Below are 16852 nucleotides of genomic sequence, written 5' to 3'. Positions count from 1 at the left end.
TTTTTGCGAATTACTACATTGTATAGCTATCTTTTAAGTTAGTTTTTATGGAAAGAGTCGCGTTTCGTATGCGGCTCTTCTTTATATATGAAATTAAAATGTAAAAACATTTTATGAATAGTAACATAGATTGAAATCTAAGTAGAACTGTAATTTAAAGTGATTTATGTGTATATTAGTTTATCTAAACGATTTTATGCGGAAGGGAGGATACCATGAGTACAAGTGTATATGATGCTCGAGGTGGCATGCGCAACGTGTGGATTATCACAGCTAGTATGACGGTGTTAGCCATATGTTATACAATGATAATTCCTTTTTTGCCTATATATCTGTTGGAACTCGGTGTTCCTAAGGATGATGTGGCACTTTGGTCAGGCCTCGTCTTTGGTATTACATTCCTAATCGCTGGCATTATGGCGCCAATTTGGGGGAAAATTGCAGATAACAAGGGCAAGAAACGGATGGCTCTACGAGCTGGTTTCGCAATTGCCTTTTGTTATGTTCTCATCGGTATGGTAACGGATCAGTACCAATTGTTGATGGGCCGTGCTTTAGTAGGTTTTGCTAATGGCTTTTATCCTGCGGCGATGACCATGGTCTCCCTCAGTGTGGATGAAAAACAGGTAGGCCGTGCCCTCGGCATATTCCAAACAGGTCTAATTTTAGGTAATGTCGTCGGTCCATTTTTGGGCGGTGCCGTTGAAAGTGTTGTAGGTATGCGTCCTGTGTTTTATATTTCAGGTATAGCCGTATTCATTGCTACTTTGGCAGTATTGTTCCTTGTAAAAGAACCAAAGCTAAATGTAGAAAATATAGCTTCTAATGAACAGTCCTCAAAACCGGTAAAATCTACATCTTTACGAGAGGATTTTAAAGTAGTTCAAGAACAACCTGTATTAGTAAGACTTTTATGGATTTTCTTCTTTATGCAATGTGTGATCATGATGCTACAGCCTATCTTGGCGCTTTATGTAGGTGATATGCAAGGCACTATGGAAGGGGCTGCTATCATTTCGGGTACAATTCTTAGTATCGGTGGTTTAGCTGGTTCTTTAACGACTAACTTATGGGTGCGCCTTGGTGAGCACCGTGGCTACTTTAGAACCATTTCCTACTGTATGCTTGGTAGTGGTGTTGTTCTCTTACTTCAAAGTTTACCAGTAGGTATTTGGTGGTTTGGTGTACTACAAGTGCTAATTGGTTCTTGTATTGTGGGCATCAACCCATCTTTGAGTGCAGCCGTAACTCTCAATACGGATCCAAGCTTTAGAGGTCGCATGTTTGGTATGACGACGACAGCTCAACAATTTGGTTCTATGGTAGGGCCTGTGTTCGCAAGTATTGTATCTACCTACATTGGGATATCCTATGTATTTAGTATTACAGGTTTGTTATTACTCTATATGGGATTCCAATCACGGAAACTATCCGTGCGACATGATATAACAAAAAATGACATTAATCGTTAATCTAAGAATACTGTTTTAGTGCATAATAACAGGCTTTCATACACTTTTAGTGAATAGCAATCCAATATGGGTGGATTGATTGCTTTTACAAAAATATTGGTATATAGTTAGTTTAAGGTAAGTCATTAGTCTCACCGTGTGGGACAGAAAGGAGTTATTATGGTCCGTATCGGTCATACTGTACTCGGCGAAAAGTGTACAAAAATATGTGTGCCTATTGTGGGCACAACAATGAAAGAAATTCTAGATGCCACTGCGGTAGCATGTAATACACCGTGTCACGTCGTGGAGCTACGCATTGACTATTATGAGCGGGCCCACTCCATTGACGCTATCATTGAATTATTAATGCTCATCAAGCCACAACTGAAAGGTCGTGGGTTGCTCTTTACATGGCGTACAAAAGGTGAAGGTGGGGAAAGAACGATTTCCACACAAGATTACTTTACAATGCTAGAACGTTTGATTCCTACCGGATTGGTGGATGCTATTGATATTGAGTTATTCTTTGATCAAGATAGAATGCTTAAAACGATAGAGTTTGCTAAGGTTCATGGAATCACTATTATCATGAGTAACCATGATTTCCATGGTACGCCGAGTCGTGAAGTCATTGTAAATCGGCTCATTCAAATGAAAGAGTTCTTAGCGGATGTGCCAAAGATTGCCGTTATGCCTCACACAACTGGTGATGTATTGACGCTCCTTGAAGCAACAGCCGAAGTAAAGGCTTTGTATCCTTCGGATCCAATTATTACGATGGCAATGGGAGAACTAGGTGCTGTTACACGCACTGCAGGTGCTCTATTTGGAAATGCCATGACCTTTGCCTCTGCTGGCAAAGCATCGGCGCCAGGGCAAATCGATGTACATGCTTTAAAACGAATTCTAGATACCATCGACGTAGATGGCGTATTTGATGAACAACAACATAAACGGGTAAAAGTACATTAAAAAAGTCGGCGAAAGCCGACTTTTTTATATGTTTTGTATTTCTTGTAGTATATTTATTTTTGAAGGGTGAATATAAAAAATATATATGTTTTTATTAATGACTTTATATAGAAATACAGATGTAAATGCTCTTACTTCTAAAGATGTAGAAGCCCTTACTTATATAGAGGAAACAATCTTATAAATACCGTTATATAAACTCTTACAATAAGTTTGATTCAAAGTCTTCGAGAATAGCTGCCACTGTTTCTGGTGCATTGCGATTATGTTCCACGATGCATTGTGCAAAGCTTTCATACATTGGAGTGCGAGTTTCTTCGAGTTCACGTAAACGTCCTATGCCGCCACTAGATAGAACACGACCTGAAGTAGATAGTTTTTCTACAGGTTGTGTTAATTGGTAAATACGTCCATTTTGGCGCAGATGTGCATAGTTTTTAGGTACTGTTACACAGCCGCCACCAGTGGAGATGACAAGTCCTGTTTGGGTGCCTAGTTTTGCAATCATTTCTGCCTCTTTTTCACGGAACGCAGCCTCCCCTTGTTCTGTAATATAGGTAGAAACATTGCCAATTTCTTTTTCCAGCTCGTGATCCACATCAAACCAAGTACGGCCCATCTCTTTACCGATTGCTCTGCCTACTGTTGTTTTTCCAACACCAGGCATACCGATGAGGATAATATTTTCCTTTTCACGGCGCACATCTCGCAAGATTTGTTCTATCTCTTTCGTACCAAAGCTTTCACCTTGAAAATGATTAGCCGCCTCAACACCTTGTGCTACGAGGAAAGGTAGACCATCACAGTACGGAATATTCATCATTTCTGCTTGTAAAAGCAAAACTGTACGGCGCGGATTGTAGATGAGATCCACAACACCTTCTAATTTAGAAAATTGCATAATATCTATGAGGTTAGCTGGATTATGCGGATACATACCAATAGGTGTGCAGTTAATAATAATTTGTGCTGTTTCGTAGTAATTAGGTGCATCAGTATAGAGCGGAGCTGTTTTACGAGATAGATGCGTGATGCTCTTAGCACCTAGATCTTCAAGAGCCACGTGAACCGTAGCAGAGGAGGCACCATCGCCAAGGATGATACATTCTTTACCGGATACATCGATGCCAGCGTGTTTTAGAGTAAATACAAATCCATCGTAGTCTGTATTGTAACCGTGCCATTTGCCGTCTTTACGGACCATCGTGTTTACACAGCCAATGCGTTCTGCGCGAGGGTCTACTACATCGCAAGCTTCAAGGGCGTTAACCTTGTAAGGGAAGGTAATATTAATACCTTGTAATTCTTGGTCTGCAAAGAACTCTTGCAGTTGGCTCGGTTCTCGTTCAAATAATTCATAATTAGTATTTCCCAAAGCATTGTGGATGCGTGGGGAAAAGCTATGGCCCAACGTACGGCCAAGTAAACCAAATTTCATAGGACCTCCTAGGTCAATATACACAAAATGGCTAATAGGCTGTCACCTATTAGCCATTGGAGTTTTAAAACTATATCCATTGTACTATATATGCCATTAATAAGCACTACCATAGAGGAAAATATCAATTTTCAGGATAATTACCGAGCAAGCGGAATTTATCTTGCGATGCGTGGAGCTCTGCCAATACGGAAAGTACTTTTGGATCTGCCAAGGATGCTTCTAAATCGAGGTAGAACAAGAATTCAAAGTTATGTCCTACGATCGGACGGGACTCGAGTTTTGTAAGGTTCACACCGATATTAGCAAACTTGGTGAGCAATGTACCAAGCCCGCCTGGAGCATGACTTGCAGTCGTTACTACTGAGATTTTATTGGCTCCTGGGTATACGTGGAAATCCTTACTAATGCAGATAAAGCGCGTATAGTTGTTATCGCTATTTTGGATATTTCTCAATAATGGAGACAAATTATATAGGTCTGCACATTGAGGTGCTGCGATAGCCGCTACTCCAGGGTCATCACTAGCTGCTACGAGCTGTGCAGCTCGAGCTGTATTGTCATAGGAGCGTAATTCTACGCCTTCTAACTTATCTAGGAAGTGACTACATTGGCCCAACGCTTGAGGGTGGGAAATTATGGTATGAATATCTTCTAGTTTTGTGCCTTTTTTCACGAGCAAGTCGTGAGATATCCAGAGGCGCGTGCCGCGGACTATATAGCATTTGCGCTCTTCTAAGAGGTCATATACTTCTTTTACAGACCCATTGGAGCTGTTTTCGATAGGTAATACACCAAATTGACATTCGCCGGATTCTACGGCATCGAATACGGAACGGAAACCTGTTACATAATGGATTTGGCTGAGAGGTAATAATTTATCACACGCCATTTGAGCATTGCTGCCAAATACGCCGGCGCAAGCTACACTGCCCCGTTGAGGTGGCAAGGTAGGGGATTGCTCAATGGCTTTTTTCATTTTCAACGTGAATTCATTGTCTTGGAATAACTGCTCAGATTGGTATGTGCGACTCAAGCTAAATAATGCTTCAAAAAAACGGCGTGCATATAGATCGAGGTCTGGACCAGCATCTTTCGTTACCTTGTCGAGGATATCACGCTCTCGTTTGGCATCGTAAATGGCCTTATTCATTTCCTTTTTTGCAGCCGCTACGTCCTTAGAAAGTTCCATGCGCTCTTTGAAGAGGGCGAGCATTTGGTCGTTTATATCGTTAATTTTAACGCGTACTTCATCTAAGTTCATGGTCAATATCTCCTAAGAAATCAAGAATGACGAGGGCCGTAACGGCTTCGATAACAGGTACTGCACGGAGTGCTACACATGGGTCGTGACGACCTTTGATGGTGAGTAATGTGTCCTCTTTTTGTGAAAGCGACACAGAATGTTGTTCCTTATAAATGGATGGAGTAGGCTTAATGCCCACTTGCATAACGAGGGGCAAGCCGTTGGTGATACCGCCTTGAATGCCACCGCTATTATTGGTAGTTGTTGTGATTGTATCGCCGTCCATGGTGAAAGCATCGTTCACCTCGGAGCCAAGGCGAGAACACATGTCGAAGCCACCTCCAAAGGACACACCTTTGATGGCAGGTACGCCAAAGATAACGCGAGCTAATCGGTTCTCGATGCCATCAAAGTTTGGATTGCCAAGACCGATTGGTAATCCCGTAGCCACAACCTCAACAATACCGCCTGTGGAGTCCCCATCTTTTTTGAGTTTCATGACCAAGTTTTCTACTTCAGAACGCTTGTCTGCATCGACCATAGCGATAGGTTCTGTAGCGATTTCAAAAAGTGCTTTCATATCTGGATGAACCATATCGATAGGAGTATCTTGGATTGTACCAACTTGTTTTAAATGACCGTGAATTTCGATACCTTTTTCACGTAGTAGTTGAAGGGCGATGCCACCAGCCACGCAAAGTGGAGCTGTTAGACGTGCCGAGAAGTGGCCGCCACCTCGCATATCTACCTTATCACCGTAGCGCATGCGAGCCGTAAAGTCTGCGTGCGATGGGCGTGGGATATCGCGCAAGTTATTGTAATCACCGGAGTGCTGTGATGTATTGCGTATCATAAATGCCAATGGAGATCCACTGAGCATGCCATCTACCATACCTGCTAAGAATTCAGGTATATCGGCTTCTTTACGTTGCGTCTGTAATTGGTTTTGACCTGGTGCACGACGTCTTAAGAAGGCTTGTAGCTCGTCGATGTCAATGGTATGTCCACAAGGCAGGCCTTCCACGATACCGCCGATGGCATACCCATGAGACGCGCCAAAGGTAGATACTTGTATGGTTTTACCGAAATTAGATGCCATTAGCATTACCTCCTAGTAAGTTCCAGTCCTCAAAGAAGTCTGGATAGGATTTTGTGATAGCTTCGCTATCTTTTAATTTCACAGGTTTTTCACTGATGAGTGCCATCAATGTGCCTGCCATAACAAGGCGATGGTCGTTAACACAATCACCTTGTCCTCCTTTTAGTATACCACTACCGATGATATATAGGTCATCACCATCTTCGCGAACCGTGCCGCCTAAATCTCTGACCAGATTAGCAACGGCTTCGAGGCGATCGGATTCTTTCAAGCGTAGGCGTGCACCCTTAACAAAGGAGCTTTCACCATGGATAGAGCAAGCGAGGGCTGCCATAACTGGCAACATATCGGGCATTTGTTCGAGGTCGGCATGGATTGGTTTTACTGCACGACCCATAACGGTTACGTTCATGCCATCCCATACTACATCACAACCGGCATCAATCATAATCTGCATGATGCGACGATCCGCTTGCACAGAATTTTTGTTCATACCCGTAATGGTAATTGGTTTACCTGTCATGCCCGCTGCTACCATCCAAATAGCCGTATTGGACCAATCGCCTTCGATTTGGTAATTACTTTGACCTTTAAAAGTAGCATTAGCCGCTACTGCAAAGGACTCTTGGACTGTGCCAGAGGCGGGTGTATGGTCGACTGTTACGCCGAAGTCTGCCATCGTTGTAGTCGTCAATGTTACATAGTCGCTAGATTGAAGTGGTGTAGTAGATGTGATTGTAGCACCTCCACATTGTGGCGCTGCTAATAATAATCCAGAGAAGAACTGGCTACTCACATCTCCAACCATACCGAACTCACCGCCTTGTAGACGACCTGTCATAGTGGATGGTGGTTTATCTTGGGAGAATGTTACGCCGTGAGCTTTCATTTCACCGAGCATGGGCTCTAAAGGACGATCTGGTAAACGCCCTTTCGCATCCACGTCTACCTCATTACAAATGGACGCTGCCACTGGTAATAAGAGGCGCAATGTGGTACCGGATTCATGGGGAACTACATTGCCCTTTGTTGGCACAGGACCTGGTGTAACAGTGACAACTTTGTTTTCATACACAACGTGTGCGCCTAAGCCTCGCAAGGAGTCCATAGTTGCATCGATGTCTTTAGAGGTGCGGCTCAGTAGTATGGTAGATGGCGAGTTTGCGAGAGCTGCGCAAATCAGTGCACGGTGCGCATGAGCTTTTGCAGGAATGGACGCGATAGTCCCTGTAGGGATGGCGTTCGTTACGGAATGCATATAAATCTCCTTTATATCTCAGTCTAAATAGGTTACAAGTTCATCGTGCGTTACTACTTTGAGCTCGCTGTGACCATAGCTAGTAGGTACTACGATTTTAATGGTTGCTCCTTCACTTTTTTTGTCGTGCTTAGCGGCAGCTAGAATTTCTTCTTTGCTTATCGTTGTTGTGGTTGGCAAATCGTGTGCTTTGATGAGGGCCTTTAATTTGTCTAACGACTCTACATCTAATTCTCCATGTTTGACAGCACCTTGTGCCATGAGCACCATACCAATAGCAACGGCATAACCGTGATGTACCCCGAAATGACTTGCTTTTTCGATGCCGTGACCAAAGGTATGACCGAGGTTTAAGAGGGCACGAACGCCAGACTCGCGTTCGTCTTGTTCCACGATATCCGCTTTTGCTTGAACGCAACGAGCGATGACAGTACTAACATTATCGCGATGTTTAATTAATGGTTTATGTTCTAGTTGGGTTAATAAACCAGGTACGTCGAGGAAGCCGTATTTGATAATTTCGCCGCACCCATTAATCCATTCCATATCAGGTAATGTATTGAGTGTAGCTGGATCGCAGAGGACGAGGATAGGTTGTTTGAAAGCACCCCAGAGGTTTTTCCCAGCTTCGAGATTGACCGCTGTTTTACCACCTACAGAGGAGTCTACTGCGGCTAATAGAGATGTAGGAACCTGAACATAGTCGATACCACGTAAATAGGTTGCTGCTGCAAAGCCCGCCATATCGCCTACAACACCGCCCCCAAGGGCGATGAGCAAGTCTTTGCGAGTCAATGATTGGCCCGCCATGTATTCTACTAAATCGATGAGTTGATGAGCATTTTTGGAGCTTTCACCAGCAGGAAACACATAATCACAAACAACATAACCCGCATGTTCCATATTAGCTTTCACAGAGTCCAAATAGTGGGGCGCTACATTGCTATCGCTGACGATGATAACACGGCAATTTGGTTTTAATGGTTTAATATAATCGGTGATGCGTTGTAAAGCGCCTTCCTCGATGACAACGTCATACGGTGTGGATGCGTTAATATGGATGCGAGTCATGATGGTTCCTTTCATAAAAGAATAAGCTAGTATCTATTATAACGGATACTAGCTTATTTGTGTGATATTTGAGATTATTTAGTGCATTCCACCAATGCTTGGCGCAATGCGATAATTTCTTTCATAAGGCTAGTGAATTGGTCTGGACGCAATGCTTGAGGGCCATCGCACAATGCTTTGGAAGGATCATTGTGAACTTCGATCATAAGTCCGTCCGCACCGCCGCCTACGGATGCAAGTGAAAGCGGGCGAACCATGCGGCTCATACCTGCTGCGTGGCTAGGATCCATGATAATTGGCAAGTGAGATAATTCATGCATCATAGGAATTGCTGTTACGTCTAAGGTATTGCGAGTCTTAGTTTCGAATGTGCGGATACCGCGTTCGCATAATACAACTTGTTCATTGCCTTCGGACATGATGTACTCAGCAGCCATCAACCATTCTTCGTATGTGGCAGATAAACCCCGTTTTAATAGAACTGGTTTATTCAATTTGCCCACCTCTTTTAAAAGCGTGAAGTTTTGCATGTTACGAGCGCCGATTTGAAGCATATCTACATTATCGAAGTATTGTAATTGGGAGATATCCATAACTTCGGAAACGATAGGAAGACCTGTTTCTTTTTTAGCAAGTTCTAACAATTCTAAGCCTTCTGGGCCCATGCCTTGGAAGGAATATGGGGATGTACGAGGTTTGAAAGCGCCACCCCGAAGGATTGTGGCACCAGCTTCTTTACAAGCTTTAGCAGTGGCTAATACTTGTTCAGGTGTCTCTACAGAGCAAGGACCGGCCATTACTGCGAAGTGACCACCACCGATAAGTGCACCACCTACATTGATTACAGAATCATCGGGATGGAACTTGCGGTTTGCTTTTTTGTATGGCTCTTGAATGCGAGTTACTTTATCTACGAAATCTAGGGACTCGATTTGACGCGCATCAAGAGATGCAGTATCACCAATCAGACCTAGAATATTGTATCGTGTTCCTTCTACTGGGTGGATAACAAATCCTTGAGCCTCTAATTCACTGCGTAAACGAGATACTTCTTCTGCTGCTGCATTTTGTTTCAATGTAATAATCATGATAATTCCTCCTTGTAACTACAGTGAATAGTTGGGCTGACCATACGGATAGCAAACAAAAAGGGCTACCCGTAATCTAATACGGGTAGCCCTTTTACTATTCTAAGCAACTAATGTTGAATAATCCTTAATTAGCGCATCACAAATAGTTCCTTACCCGTACGTTGGATAAAGAACCAATAAAAGTATTGCTTTGCTGTGAGGCTAATTTGGTTAGTCATTTTTGGTTGCTCCTTTCTAAAATGTTGGGTATAGTATAAACCCAAATGATAAAATTATGCAATACCTAAAAATGAATTTCATGGAAGTTTTAAAATATTTTTGATGCGGGAATTAATAGGAACTGAGAAGTTTTGTGGAATTAAGCGTATTTTTGATATAATAAAAATAAGAAGCTTTCATTGTTTATAGGGTATTTCGTAATACGCCTAAATCGATTCTTATAAATATACTTATAATCAGAAAGGGCACCTATGATTATTCAAATCTTAGATCATATAACAGAGGAAATAAAACAAATTCGTGTCGATGTATTTATGAAAGAACAAGGGTTTGAAGACGAATTTGATGAAATCGATGAGACTGCAAAGTTTGTGCTCTTATCCATTGATGGTAAAGCAGCTGGTACGTGTCGATATTTTCCAAGTGACACAGCTGGAGATGCACATATTGGGCGCATGGCGGTACGTAAGTTGTATCGTGGACAACATTTAGGTACTAAGATCATGATGGCCGCCGAAAATGCTATTCGTCGTGACGGCTTTAAAACGTGCTCCTTGTCAGCGCAAGTACAGGCCAAACCATTCTATGAATCCCTTGGATATCGTGCTGAAGGGGACGAATACCTTGATGAAGGCTGTCCGCATGTGATGATGCGGAAAGTATTATAAGCCGTTCAATAGTGTTGTATAATAAGAATTGATGGATATATTATTATTGTACATAGTATTTTATAAGTAAATTGATATATCTTTTTGAGAGGTGAGAGTTTATGAAACTAGCAGAAGCATTACAAGAACGATCTGATTTAAATTATAAAATAAGCGATTTAGAGCTTCGCTTAACTCAAAATAGTTTAGTGCAAGAAGGGGAAGTACCGAATGAGAACCCTGAAGAACTTTTGAAAACATTAGAACAATGTGTAAATAGACTTCAAAAATTAATTGCAGATATTAATTTAACAAATTGCAAAACTATTATAGAAGGTCGATCTATTACTGAAATCATTGCCGAAAAAGATTGCGCTGCTTTGCGCCTAACTGCTTATCGAACATTGGCATCTAGCGCAGGTAGTATTAATTTCCGTGCGAGAGGGTCTGAGATTAAGCTAATGCCGACCGTGAATGTGGCAGACGTCCAAAAAGAAGCTGATCATATCGCAAAACAAGTCCGCTTATTAGACAATCTATTGCAGTCTGCTAACTGGACAACTGAATTGATTGAAAGCTAATCATAGTTGGTAGTTTGAAACAGGGTGGACACAAAAACTTTTGCTTTTACCAAGCTTATTATGAATACATTCATGGGGCGAATGAAAATCTACGGTGTAGGCCTATTTGCGCACAAATGTATTGATACAATTTACAATGTATAACCATGTGTCAACTGTAAAAACGAGGGTGGCGTTTGGGGACTATATTTCTAGCAACATATACACTGATATGATAGACTGATATGATAGTATTTTGTTTTTTTAGAGATAAATAGGAAAGCGCTGTTTAAACTTGCAGCAATTCCTCATAACTAAGGTTTAAATAATCATGAAAAAAGAGCTGATAGCGTTATAGCTATTAGCTCTTTTCTATTGGTCCGTACGTCCTTAGATATTGTATTTTATAACGTCTATTATTCTAAATCGTCAAAATCAAATGCCGCTGCTTTTGTATAGTTTGTAACTTTAGCTTCAAAGAAGTCAGTTTTTGTGCTATTCAAGTTGGAGAAGCTTTCAATCCATTCCATTGGATTTTCCTTAATTTCAGGATACAAATGAGGCAAGCCGATTGCTTCTAAGCGGATATTTGCAAGGTATTTGATGTAGCGTTCGATAAGAACGTTGTTAAGACCGAGAATTTTATCGTCAGTGATGTATTGGCCCCAAGCGATTTCATTCTCTGCACCTTGGCGAATCATGTCCGTGATTTTTGCTTCTAGTTCAGGTGTGAACAAGTCAGGACGTTCACGACGTAACTCGCGGATGATGTTTTGGAATAATACGAGGTGAGTTACTTCATCGCGGTTGATGTATTTAAAGATTGTGGATGTAGCTGTCATTTTACCTTGGCGTGCCAATGTGTAGAAGAAGCTAAAGCCAGAGTAGAAGTAAATGCCTTCTAAGATATAGTTAGCGATGATTGTATGAATAAGGTTTGCTTCGCTAGGATCATCGCTGAAACGTTGGTATGCATCGGCGATGAAACGGTTACGTTCAAGCAATGTTTTATCTGTACGCCATTCGTCATAGATTTTGTCACGTGTAATCGGATTTGTTACAGTGTCCAAAATGTAGGAATAACTTTGAGCGTGAATTTCTTCTTGGAATGCTTGGATATTCAATAAGGATGCCACTTCAGATGCTGTAATATAGCGGCTCAAATTAGGCAAGTTTTCAGATTGAATGGAATCAAGGAAGTTTAAGAACGCAATGATTTTATCGAAGGCACGACGCTCGTAATCTGTTAAGTATGGGAATTGTTTAACGTCTTCGTTCAAGGAAATCTCTTCTGGAATCCAGAAGTTGTTGAGCATTGTACGGTACATTTGGTTTGCCCAGTCGTATTTGATACGATTCCACTCGCGAAGGTTTGTGGTATTACCGCCAATCATGGATTGCGTGCCACGGTCACCATGTTCGTTGAAAATCAGTTTTTTATCCATAGTAGGACTCCTTTATACAATGATGCGACCTATACGACTATAGGTCGTCATCAGATTTATAGTGCTGGTGAAAGTATCCTTCTCGAAATCGGTACTTTCTATTTATAGTGAATAGGTTTTGCAAAATATAGCAATTATATTTCCAATATTAGGAGGAGCAGCTAGTGCACTCATCCATTTCGAGGGATTGATTACGGATATAGTAGATTGTTTTAATCCCTTGTTTGTAGGCTTCTACGTAAAGGTCAAGAATTTCTTTCGCTTTCATTTGAGGCGTAATGTACAAGTTGAAAGATTGTGCTTGGTCAATATGACGTTGACGTACGCCACAAGCTTTGATGGACCATTGTTGGTCGATAGTATGCGCCTCTTTGTAGAGCCAGAATGTTTTGTCGTTCAAATCTGGTGCCGTTTTTGGTGTGAAAGAACCTTTCTTTTCTTCGATGAAGAATTTTTTGAAGATAGGGTCGATACCAGCTGTTGTATTAGCGATGTTGGATGTAGAACCTGTAGGAGCTACGGCCATCAAGTAACCGTTGCGGATACCGTATTTTGCAACATCTGCAGCGAGTTGTTTCCAACGATCAGATGTGTAGTCACGACGTGTGAAATATTCACCAGTTTCCCACTCGGAACCTTTGAAAGCAGGGTACGCACCTTTTTCTTTAGCAAGCTCCATGGAAGCTTTAATCGCATAGAATGCGATGTTTTCAAATAATTTGTCCGCTACTTCGATATGTTCATCGGATTCCCATTGGATATCATGATTTACGAGGTAGTGGTGATAACCAGATGTACCAAGACCGATAGCACGGTATTTATCAGAAGTCATGCGAGACTCTGGTACTGGTGCTTGGTTGATGGAAATAACATTGTCTAACATGCGAATTTGAAGGGCAATGTTTTCTTCCAACTCTTCGTCTGTAATGCGACCGAGGCTGATGGAGTTTAAGTTACATGTAACCATATCACCTGTGTTTGTTTTTGTAGTAATTGTACCGTCTTCGTTGATGATTTCTTCAGCAAGATTAGTGAAGCCAACGTTTTGTGCGATTTCATGACACAAGTTGGATGCGTAAATCATACCTGCATGTTTGTTAGGATTGGCAGCATTTACAGTATCGCGGAAGAAGATAAATGGTGTACCAGTTTCAACAGCGGAGCGCATGATTTTTTTCATCATATCTAATGCTGGTACTTCGATGCCGTGTAAGTTAGGATCTTGTTCACATTCGAGGTAACGTTTTGTGAACTCCTTATTGTCATCAGTATCATAATAGTCCTCTAAGGAATAGCCCTTTACAGCCAAGATTTCATGAGGGTCGAAGAGGGTGAAGTTTTCACGAGCTAACATACGTTCCATGAAGATATTTGGAACGGAGATAGCAGGGAAGATATCGTGCGCTTTGCGACGATCATCACCATTATTTGTACGAAGTTCTACGAATTCGTAGAAGTCTTTATGCCAAATATCAAGTGTTACTGTAGCGCCGCCCTTACGTTTACCCAATTGGTCTACTGCGACTGCAGTATCATTGTACAAGCGGATCCAAGGAATAACGCCACCAGAGGAGTTTTTAAAGCCGCGAATATCGGAGTTCAATGCACGAACCTTGCCAAGGTAGATACCAAGAGCACCACCGTGTTTAGATACGCGAGAGAACTTGCTATTTACGTCGTAAATGGACCATAAGTTATCATCTACACCAGAGATAAAGCAAGAGGACAATTGGTGGAATGGTGTACCAGCATTTGCCAAAGTAGGTGTAGCTGTCGTCATTTTTAATTGACTCATCAAATCGTAGAATTTCTTAGCGTATTCTACTTTATTTTCCCCTTCTACAAGAGCCAAATGCATTGCGATAGCCATGAAACGTTCTTGAGGTAATTCAAAGATTTCTTTGTTAAAACCTTTTACCAAGTAACGGTCAGCCAATAATTTGAGACCTTCATAGTTGAAGAGATAGTCGCGCTTAGGTTTGATATAATCGCCTAATTCTTGCAATTCGTCAGCTGTGTACTCTGTAACGAAAAAGTCTGCGTATTTTTTCTCTTTTACAAGCATGTTGACTAGATTTGGGAAGTTTCCGTAGCCAAATGCTTTGTAACGACGAGTAATAGCGGCTTCTTTATAGAGATCGAACAAGAATAGGCGGGCTGCTACGAATTGCCAATCTTGGTTCATTTTATTAACTTGGTTGCCGAAGCCGTCGTCTTTTTTAGATATAACTTTTTCGATAGCTGTTTGGACTAAAGTCTTTTGAATTTCTTTAGTAGTCATGCCATCAACGAATTGCAACTTCGCATCCATTTCCAATTCTAGTGGATCACAAGAATCTAACCCCAAACATGCGAAGGCTATCATTCGTTTCGTTTTTTCAACGGACAACGGCTCGAAATGGCCATCCCGTTTCTTGATCATAATCTCCATTACTGTTCCCCTTGAGAGCAAAAAGTCATAAAACTGTTAATATAGTCGTATAAGCATATATAAGATTAGAATGAATTATATAAAATATCTTTAAGTTGAGTCTAATCAGAAAAATAAGAAAACTACTATATATGGTAGTTTTCTTATTTGGCTTATACATTATGTTACGATTATAGCGAAAAAAATCTATATATTCAATATTGACATTTGGAAATTTTTTAATATAGTTTTACAAAAAATGTCGATATGGCTGAAGATGCCTTAAATTACTAGCTTTCATAATTAATTATATAATACGCTAAAAATAATTCTTCGTGCGCTGTCTTGATATGCGTAGTAGGAGTGGATTAAGAGTTTGTATCCCGTGCCTTCTATAATGACTGAATCTGAAGCCGTTTTTGGAACAGTGAGGAATTTTTCATATATATGATGAACTTCGGTCACACCATTGGGTAGAGATACCTCTAAATCAAGACCTTCATTGATGAATCTAAAATTGATAGATTCATAGGATGCTGTTGGTATGTCAGCTGTACTATCAGCAGGCTCACGTACTTCTAATTCGATGTTAGAAATGAATTTATTATATCCTACAAGCGAAATAACATGAGGTTCTTCAACGGCCGTAAAGCTGATAAACTGAATATTTCGTTCCTTATATATTTCCGTTTCTCCTGGTTTTGAAAAATCCTCCTGTATAATCGTCCTGCCATAGTCTGTAAAATCAGGGTTAAATGTTTCTGTAATAGGCAAGTATACGTACCATTGACCGTCAATTTTCGCATAGTTTGTAAACTCTTGATGGGATGTGTAACCGATAAAAGGCATTAAAAGGACTGCACCTAAAGCGAGCGCCATAATCGTTGTATGGATCGATGGAGTCAAACGCTTTACAAAGGAGTATACATTATGTGCTAAGAAGATTAGATTGAATGTGGCTACGTAAATCGTATTGAGCCAGAGTACGGGCTCATTTATTACGCGCTTGCCAATTAGGATTAAGCACAATATTGTAATCGTAATAAATAAGAAACATAGGATCCTTTGTGTCTTGCTGCTTTCACTAGACCTGAAACTAGCCAAGTAAAATAGATAGAAAATGGCTACATACGGATAATATGTGTAAAGGAACCGTGCATCTTCACGGAGGCCTAAGAGGATCAATACCAAGTAGATATTAGCTAGAATACCTGTAATGATGGAAGCCTTTGGTAGTATGATTCCAAAAACAACATTATAGAATGTATTTGGTTCTGGCGGCCCATCAAGCTCCTCTTTATAAGTGCACAGCATGGACATACAGATAAAAATATTAATAGCGGCTAGTACTTTAAAGATTAGATCATCAAAGGTAAATGGTTTGTTCAGAATGATGAAGAAAAACCATAGAGTCATGATTATGACGACATTGTACAGTGTTGATGTAACAATGGTAATACCAATCCGTTTCAGGCGATTGATGATTTCGCCGATGTAGTATTCTCCAGGCGATGTAAAATATAGAGCAATCATAGAGTACAGCCATAGATATGATATATTTTCTGTGGCTAGCTCGATGCCTCGTATGTGATGGTACGTTTCATGAATCGTATATAGACCAACGCTGATACCTATGCTTAATAATGTATATACTACGGAGAACTTTCGATCTCGTGTTATATATGATTGTAGTATGACGATGAAGAAATACAGCCCATAGAACCAAAGGTCTATATCGGCAAACCAATCTTGCTCTAGATAAAACGGTGTACATGAAAATACGGCAATTAATGCCAGTAATATAGGTGACTGCGTTGCTAGGTCCCGCAGCGAAGACCATAAATGTGTAATTGCAGATTTCATAGATTCTCTCCCTTTATAAAAATAAATGCCCCCTCTTATCTGTAGTATACATGTTTTCTAGTGAAAGTCCTATGAGGTT

Annotated in this window: 13 protein-coding genes; 4 read left to right on the top strand and 9 right to left on the bottom strand. The window is 40.9% G+C overall.

Going from position 1 to position 16852, the window contains the following annotated elements:
• Positions 1-215 precede the first annotated feature (215 nt).
• Both FNLLGLLA_RS08640 and aroD read left to right on the top strand, forming a co-directional pair.
• The gene (locus tag FNLLGLLA_RS08640) at positions 216-1472 is read left to right on the top strand and encodes an MFS transporter (protein WP_004698237.1); all 1257 of its coding nucleotides are present in this window, start codon (positions 216-218) and stop codon (positions 1470-1472) included.
• A gap of 159 nt (positions 1473-1631) precedes the next feature.
• Positions 1632-2426, top strand: coding sequence for a type I 3-dehydroquinate dehydratase (gene aroD, locus FNLLGLLA_RS08635; RefSeq protein ID WP_004698106.1), 795 nt, complete (start codon positions 1632-1634; stop codon positions 2424-2426).
• 202 nt (positions 2427-2628) lie between these two features.
• Here aroD and FNLLGLLA_RS08630 read toward each other — a convergent pair whose 3' ends face one another.
• The 6 genes from FNLLGLLA_RS08630 to aroF form a co-directional block, all read right to left on the bottom strand.
• Entirely contained in the window at positions 2629-3864 is a 1236-nt protein-coding gene (locus FNLLGLLA_RS08630) for a shikimate kinase (RefSeq protein WP_004698312.1), read from the bottom strand.
• Between the two features lie 124 nt (positions 3865-3988).
• The gene (locus FNLLGLLA_RS08625; protein WP_004698197.1) at positions 3989-5128 is read right to left on the bottom strand and encodes a bifunctional chorismate mutase/prephenate dehydratase; all 1140 of its coding nucleotides are present in this window, start codon (positions 5126-5128) and stop codon (positions 3989-3991) included.
• A complete protein-coding gene (aroC, locus tag FNLLGLLA_RS08620) occupies positions 5115-6209 on the bottom strand; it encodes a chorismate synthase (protein WP_004698260.1) in 1095 nt (364 codons plus the stop codon). Before aroC ends, FNLLGLLA_RS08625 begins: the two co-directional genes overlap by 14 nt.
• On the bottom strand, positions 6199-7467 hold the full coding sequence (gene aroA, locus FNLLGLLA_RS08615) for a 3-phosphoshikimate 1-carboxyvinyltransferase (RefSeq protein WP_174892370.1): 1269 nt from the start codon (positions 7465-7467) through the stop codon (positions 6199-6201). The genes aroC and aroA overlap by 11 nt, the downstream gene beginning before the upstream one ends.
• 18 nt (positions 7468-7485) lie before the next feature.
• Entirely contained in the window at positions 7486-8538 is a 1053-nt protein-coding gene (gene aroB, locus FNLLGLLA_RS08610; RefSeq protein ID WP_038150494.1) for a 3-dehydroquinate synthase, read from the bottom strand.
• A gap of 74 nt (positions 8539-8612) precedes the next feature.
• The gene (gene aroF / locus FNLLGLLA_RS08605; RefSeq protein ID WP_004694956.1) at positions 8613-9626 is read right to left on the bottom strand and encodes a 3-deoxy-7-phosphoheptulonate synthase; all 1014 of its coding nucleotides are present in this window, start codon (positions 9624-9626) and stop codon (positions 8613-8615) included.
• Positions 9627-10099: 473 nt separating this feature from the next.
• On the opposite strand from aroF, the gene FNLLGLLA_RS08600 reads away from it, so the two are divergent.
• Positions 10100-10516: a GNAT family N-acetyltransferase gene (locus FNLLGLLA_RS08600; RefSeq protein WP_174892369.1), complete on the top strand. Its 417-nt coding sequence runs from the start codon at positions 10100-10102 to the stop codon at positions 10514-10516.
• Positions 10517-10617: 101 nt separating this feature from the next.
• Positions 10618-11076, top strand: a complete 459-nt coding sequence (locus tag FNLLGLLA_RS08595; protein WP_004694959.1) for a DIP1984 family protein — start codon at positions 10618-10620, stop codon at positions 11074-11076.
• A 395-nt stretch (positions 11077-11471) separates the two neighbouring features.
• Here FNLLGLLA_RS08595 and FNLLGLLA_RS08590 read toward each other — a convergent pair whose 3' ends face one another.
• From FNLLGLLA_RS08590 to FNLLGLLA_RS08580, 3 genes are all read right to left on the bottom strand, one after another.
• Positions 11472-12500, bottom strand: coding sequence for a ribonucleotide-diphosphate reductase subunit beta (locus FNLLGLLA_RS08590; protein ID WP_004698130.1), 1029 nt, complete (start codon positions 12498-12500; stop codon positions 11472-11474).
• Between the two features lie 148 nt (positions 12501-12648).
• A complete protein-coding gene (locus tag FNLLGLLA_RS08585) occupies positions 12649-14931 on the bottom strand; it encodes a ribonucleoside-diphosphate reductase subunit alpha (RefSeq protein WP_004698234.1) in 2283 nt (760 codons plus the stop codon).
• 282 nt (positions 14932-15213) lie between these two features.
• On the bottom strand, positions 15214-16773 hold the full coding sequence (locus tag FNLLGLLA_RS08580; RefSeq protein WP_174892368.1) for a hypothetical protein: 1560 nt from the start codon (positions 16771-16773) through the stop codon (positions 15214-15216).
• Positions 16774-16852: the final 79 nt, after the last annotated feature.

This window comes from Veillonella parvula, assembly GCF_902810435.1.
In the GTDB taxonomy this organism is placed as follows: domain Bacteria; phylum Bacillota; class Negativicutes; order Veillonellales; family Veillonellaceae; genus Veillonella.
The sequence above is the reverse complement of the archived record's forward strand: the minus strand, read 5'-3'. Positions and strand labels throughout refer to the sequence as shown.